We start from the raw sequence: 5,198 nt of genomic DNA, 5'->3' as shown, positions 1-5,198 counted from the left end.
CCCCACCTGCCGGTCGCGACCGGCGAAAGACGTTAACTTTGCCGCTTCGTGACAGATGCGTGGCAACTGTCAAGCGAGCCGATACCGCTATATACGAGCCGCACGAGTGTTTGGATGGGAAAAGAGTGAGCGATTTTCGAGAGGGTGTGGCGGGAAAGCCGCGAGAGTTGCAGGGTTTCCTGAACCGCACGCTGTATCACCCGCTGGCGAACCGGCTGGCGCGCGCGCTGGTTCCCACCCCGGTGACGCCCAACATGGTGTCGGTCGCGGGCGCGTTCATGGTCGTCGCGGCGGGCGTCCTGTACGCGCTGGTCGGCACGCCCGCGGCGATCGCGCTGGGCGCCGTGCTGCACCTGTCCTGGCACGTCGTCGACGGCGCGGACGGCGCGCTGGCGCGGATGTCGGGGCGCGCGTCGCCGTCGGGCGAGATCGTGGACGGGATGTGCGACTATTTCGGCCACGGCATCCTGTACGCGCTGCTCGCCGCGCGGCTGGACGATACGATGGGATGGATCGCGTGGGCGATCGTCCTGGGCGCGGGCGTCAGCCGCGCGTTCCAGTCGGTGTTCGCCGAAAGTCAGCGACGGACGTATCAATGGTGGGCCTATGGCGTGCCGTGGCTCCAGACCGCGAAGGCGACGGGCGACGGCATCGGAGTGAAACTGTCGGCGCTGTATCTGGCGGCCTGGCGCCGGATGTCCGGCCCGACGCAGGTCGTCAACGACCTGGTGCAGAGCGCGGAGGCGGATCCGGAGGAGCGCCGCCGGATCGCGACGATCGCGCGGGAGGCGGGGCGGACCACGCTGCCGCTGGTGGCGATCCTGGGCGCGAACCCGCGGACCGTCCTGCTGGCGCTCAGCATGATCGCGGGATCGCCGCTGTGGTTCTTCCTGATCGAGCTGGTGGTGCTGAACATCGTCCTGGGCATCGCGATCGCGCAGGCGGCGACGAGCGGTCGGCGCATCGCGCAACTGGTCGCACGCGGCAATCGCTGAACGAAAACCGACCTGCCCGGTCGGTAGTTCGGGGATCCGGCGCCCTGACGCCTGACCCCGCGCCGACCATGCCTGCGCCGCGACGACGCGATCCGGTCGCCCGCGCGCGCCGCACCGCGCGCATGTCATTCATAATGGCGAAAACATCGCTTCGACAGGGAACCCCGGCGCGCGTTGTGCATTGCAGCGTAAGTTAAGAAGGGGTTTAGTTATGCGTATCACGGCTTGTACCGCCGTCCTGCTTCTGGGCGTTTCCACGCTCGCCGCCTGCAATCGCGAGGAGATCGCCACCGGCATGCCGATGTCCGGCGGCGCCAGCGCCACCGCGATGCTGCGCACCGCCTCCGGCGCCGACGGCGGTCGCGCCACCGTCACCGAAGTGGCGGGTGGCCTGCGCTTCACCGTCGACGCGCGGGATATGCCGCCGGGCACGCACGGCGTTCACGTCCATACCATCGGCCGCTGCGATCCGCCCGCGTTCGAGACGGCGGGCGGCCACTGGAACCCGACGACGATGAAGCACGGGACGATGAATCCGCAGGGGCCGCATCAGGGCGACCTGCCGAACCTGGAGATCGACGGCGGCGGTCGCGGCACGATCAGCGCGACGATCCCGGGGGCCACCCTGGCCAACCTGCTCGACGCCGACGGCGCCGCCTTCGTCGTCCACGCCGCCGCCGACGACCTGAAGACCGATCCGTCGGGCAACAGCGGCGGGCGCATCGCCTGCGGCATCCTTCAGGTCAATTAAAGCACCGTCTCCCCGGCCGCACGCGCGCGATCGTCGCGCGTGCGCTCGGCTTCGGGCACCAGCCGGTAGGCGGCGATCCCCGCCGCGACCGTGATCGGCACCGACAGCAACAGCGCCAGCATCCCGGTCGACAGGCTGCCGCTCAATGTCGAGATCCGCCCCGCCAGATACGGCCCCATCGCCAGCCCGATCAAAGTCGTGCCCACGAAATAGGTCGCGGTCGCGGTCCCGCGCATCCGCGGCAGGACTAGGTCCTGCGTCGTCGCCGCCGATCCGCCCAGGCCCCAGCTGGCGAAGAATTGCGCCGCGAACAGGCAGGGGTACAGGACCCACGGATCGCCGGTGGTGAAACCGATCGCCATGAACGGCACCGGCAGGATCGCCGCCGCGGTGACGACGATCAGCCGCCCCGCCGGATTGCGCCGCCGCAACCGGTCCGCCAGCACGCCGCCGACCGTCACGCCCAGGAATCCCGACAACGCGCCCGACGATCCGATGATGAGCCCCGCGGTCGCCGGCTCCACCCCCAACACGCGCATGGCGTAGGGCGCAGACCAGAAGGCGGCGGCGTAGCTGAGGAAGGCGTTCAGGCCGTAGGCGACGACGGTGCACAGGAAGGCGGGCGTGCCGACGATCAGGGCGAAGGCGGGCGCGTCGCGAGTGCGCAAGGCGCTGGCCCACGAAAACACCGCATAGGCGCCGCCGCCGACCGCGACCCATTGCGCCACCGGCTCCCCGAACGCGATTAGCGTGCGGACCAGCGCGACGACGATGCCCGCCGCCAGCAAATTCACCGCCAGCGCGCGCCACCCCCGCCGCGCCGCGCCGATCAGCGTCAGCGGCGGCAGGATCGTCAGCAATTCGTCGAAGAAGGCGGCGAACGGACGCGGATGCGGCGGCGTGTCGATCCCCTCGGACCGGCCGCGGATCGGTTCGCGCAGCGTCGCGACCCAGATCGCGAGGATGAGGCCCGGTGCCCCGACAGCGAGGAACGCGGCCTGCCACCCGACCAGCCCGAACGGCCCGCCGCCGGGATAGGCGCGGTTCCAGTTCTGGACGATCAGCCCGCCGATGAACAGCGAACAGCCGCCGCCGACGTACAGCCCCGCCGAATAGATCGAGAGCGCGGTCGCGCGCAGCCGCTTGGGGAACCAGTCCGAAATCAGCGAATAGGCCGACGGGCTGGCCGTCGCCTCGCCCACGCCCACGCCGATCCGCGCGGCGGCGAGGTGGGTGCCGGTGGAGGACAGCCCCGACAAGGCGGTCATCGTCGACCACAACGTCAACCCCGCGGTCATCAGCCGTACCCGGTGCCAGCTGTCCGCCAGCCGCCCCAGCGGGATGCCGAACAGGGCGTAGAAGACGCCGAACGCGGTGCCGTACAGAAAGCCCAGATCCTCGTCCTGGAGTTTCAGGTCGCGCTTGATGTCCTCCGCCAGGATCGAGATCACCTGCCGGTCGATGAAATTCAGGATGTAGATCAGGAACAGGATCGACAGGACGTACCAGGCATAGCCGCTGGCGCGGGTTTCGCTGTCGGATGTCATGTGCGCCCCTCTTCCTTGAGGGCACAGGCGTAACAGAGCGTCGACGGCGGGCAAGCCTATTCGCCGGACGCCGACAGCGGCCAGCGCGCGATGGCTTCGTACCGGGCGCCGTCGCTGCGCACGTGGCTTTCGTACAGGTACAGGTGATCGAGCGTGAACGCGGGCACAGCCAGCGCCGCATGGTCCGCGATCCAGTGCGCCGTGGCGACCGGGTCCTGCCCGCCGCGGGGCAGGCGGGCGACGGTGATGTGCGGCAGGTATCGCCGCGTGTCGGGCGCGACGCCCGCGCGCGACAGCGCCTGGTCGACCTTGCGGTGGAGCGCGGCGAGGGGTTCGACGGGCAGGACGCGCGCCCATAGCGTGTCGACGCGACCGCGCCGATCGAACGCGCCGACCCCCTCGACCCGCGCCGCCGCGACCGGCGCGGCGACATGGGACAGCGCGGTGGCGATATCCTCCGCCCGGTCGCGCGCGACCTCGCCCAGGAAGCGGATCGTCACGTGCAGCTGCTCGTCGTCCTGCCAGCGCGCGCCGGGCACGCCGCCCATCGCGGCGGTCAGGATCGCGCGGATCGCGCGCGGCGGGCGGAGCGCGACGAACAGGCGGTGCATCGCTATCTCCCCCGCCCGGCGCGCGCATTGTAACGTCGGGTTGCTATCGCGGCGGACCTGCTTGAAAAGGGGGTGCGGCGGGGCGATATTTCCGTCATCCGGCAAGGATGCCGGGCAAAGGAGCTTGGTGACAATGGCAAACTGGTCCGACCCCCGGCCCTCCGCCGCCCCGTTCGGGTCGCAGGCGGCTGGCGCACGCGACACCGCGTCCGACGCGGGTCTGCGGTCGTACATGCTGTCGGTCTATAACTACATGACGTCGGGCGTGCTGCTGACGGGTATCGTCGCACTCGCCTTCGCCTATTCCGGCTATGCCGCCGCGGTGTTCCAGACGCCGCTGAAGTGGCTGATCGTGCTGGCGCCTTTGGCGTTCGTCTTCGCGATGAGCTTCGGCCAGGGCAAGTTCTCGACCTCGACGCTGCGGATGATGTTCTGGGGCTTCGCGACCGCGATGGGCCTGTCGCTGTCGACGATCTTCCTCGTGTACTCGCCGCTCGCGATCGCGCAGGCGTTCTTCGCCACCGCGGCGGGCTTCGCGGCGCTCAGCCTGTACGGCTACACCACGAAGCGCGACCTGTCGGCGTTCGGCACGTTCCTGATCGTCGGCGTCGTCGGCCTGATCGTGGCGAGCATCATCAACATGTTCGTGCAGTCGGGCCCGCTGGGGATGCTGATCTCCGCCGTCGGCGTGCTGCTGTTCGCGGGCCTCACCGCCTATGATACGCAACGGACGAAGAGCCTGTATTTCCAGGTCGCGGGCAACGGCGAACTGGTCGGCAAGGCGGTCGTGATGTCGGCGCTCAGCCTGTATCTCGACTTCATCAACATGTTCCTGTTCATCCTGCGCCTGTTCGGCGGCAATCGCGACTGATCGCGCAGGCGGACGTTGTATCCGGGCTCGGCGGGCGACCGCCGGGCCCTTTTCTTTTGCGGACGATACCCTCCATGCTGCTGCGAATAGAGGCGCTCCTCGACTATGCCTTCCCGGCGCCCGCCGACGTGCTGTTGCAGGTCGTGGCGGCATCGATGCCGGACCAGCGGCTGGAGGCGCAGTCGCTGGTGATCGAATCCGACAATCCCATCCGCGCGGTCGCGGGGGAGGAAGGTATCGGGCAGCGGACCTGGGCACGCGCCGATCGCCGCCTCGTCGTCCGCTACGACGCCACCGTCCGCGTCGTCCGCGAACCGATTGTAATCGAGGATTTCGGCCCCACGCCCGTGACCGACCTGCCCGCCGCCACGGTCGCCTATCTCCTGCCCAGCCGCTATTGCGAATCCGACCGGTTCGAGCATT

5 protein-coding genes and 1 pseudogene are annotated in these 5,198 nt (G+C 69.3%); 4 read left to right on the top strand and 2 right to left on the bottom strand.

Going from position 1 to position 5,198, the window contains the following annotated elements:
- Positions 1 to 125 precede the first annotated feature (125 nt).
- Entirely contained in the window at positions 126 to 995 is an 870-nt protein-coding gene (locus ASG29_RS14815; protein WP_162242986.1) for a CDP-alcohol phosphatidyltransferase family protein, read from the top strand.
- A gap of 211 nt (positions 996 to 1,206) precedes the next feature.
- Positions 1,207 to 1,746, top strand: a complete 540-nt coding sequence (locus ASG29_RS14810) for a superoxide dismutase family protein (protein WP_055986006.1) — start codon at positions 1,207 to 1,209, stop codon at positions 1,744 to 1,746.
- On the opposite strand, the gene ASG29_RS14805 is transcribed toward ASG29_RS14810, so the two are convergent.
- Together ASG29_RS14805 and thpR are read right to left on the bottom strand one after the other, a co-directional pair.
- Positions 1,743 to 3,293 (bottom strand): spinster family MFS transporter, encoded by a 1,551-nt coding sequence (locus tag ASG29_RS14805; RefSeq protein ID WP_055986003.1) that lies wholly within the window; start codon positions 3,291 to 3,293, stop codon positions 1,743 to 1,745. The genes ASG29_RS14810 and ASG29_RS14805 overlap by 4 nt on opposite strands.
- A gap of 56 nt (positions 3,294 to 3,349) precedes the next feature.
- Positions 3,350 to 3,904 carry an RNA 2',3'-cyclic phosphodiesterase gene (gene thpR / locus ASG29_RS14800; RefSeq protein ID WP_055986000.1) on the bottom strand — a complete coding sequence of 185 codons (555 nt, stop codon included), beginning with the start codon at positions 3,902 to 3,904 and terminating at the stop codon, positions 3,350 to 3,352.
- A 133-nt stretch (positions 3,905 to 4,037) separates the two neighbouring features.
- Between thpR and ASG29_RS14795 the strand changes: the two genes are divergently transcribed.
- On the top strand, positions 4,038 to 4,775 hold the full coding sequence (locus ASG29_RS14795) for a Bax inhibitor-1/YccA family protein (RefSeq protein ID WP_055985997.1): 738 nt from the start codon (positions 4,038 to 4,040) through the stop codon (positions 4,773 to 4,775).
- Between the two features lie 74 nt (positions 4,776 to 4,849).
- Positions 4,850 to 5,198, top strand: a pseudogene (locus ASG29_RS17630) (transglutaminase family protein); the annotation flags it as partial.

This window comes from Sphingomonas sp. Leaf412 (genome assembly GCF_001425405.1).
Taxonomy (GTDB): domain Bacteria; phylum Pseudomonadota; class Alphaproteobacteria; order Sphingomonadales; family Sphingomonadaceae; genus Sphingomonas.
Note: the sequence above shows the minus strand (reverse complement) of the source record. Positions and strands in the feature narration are given on the sequence as shown.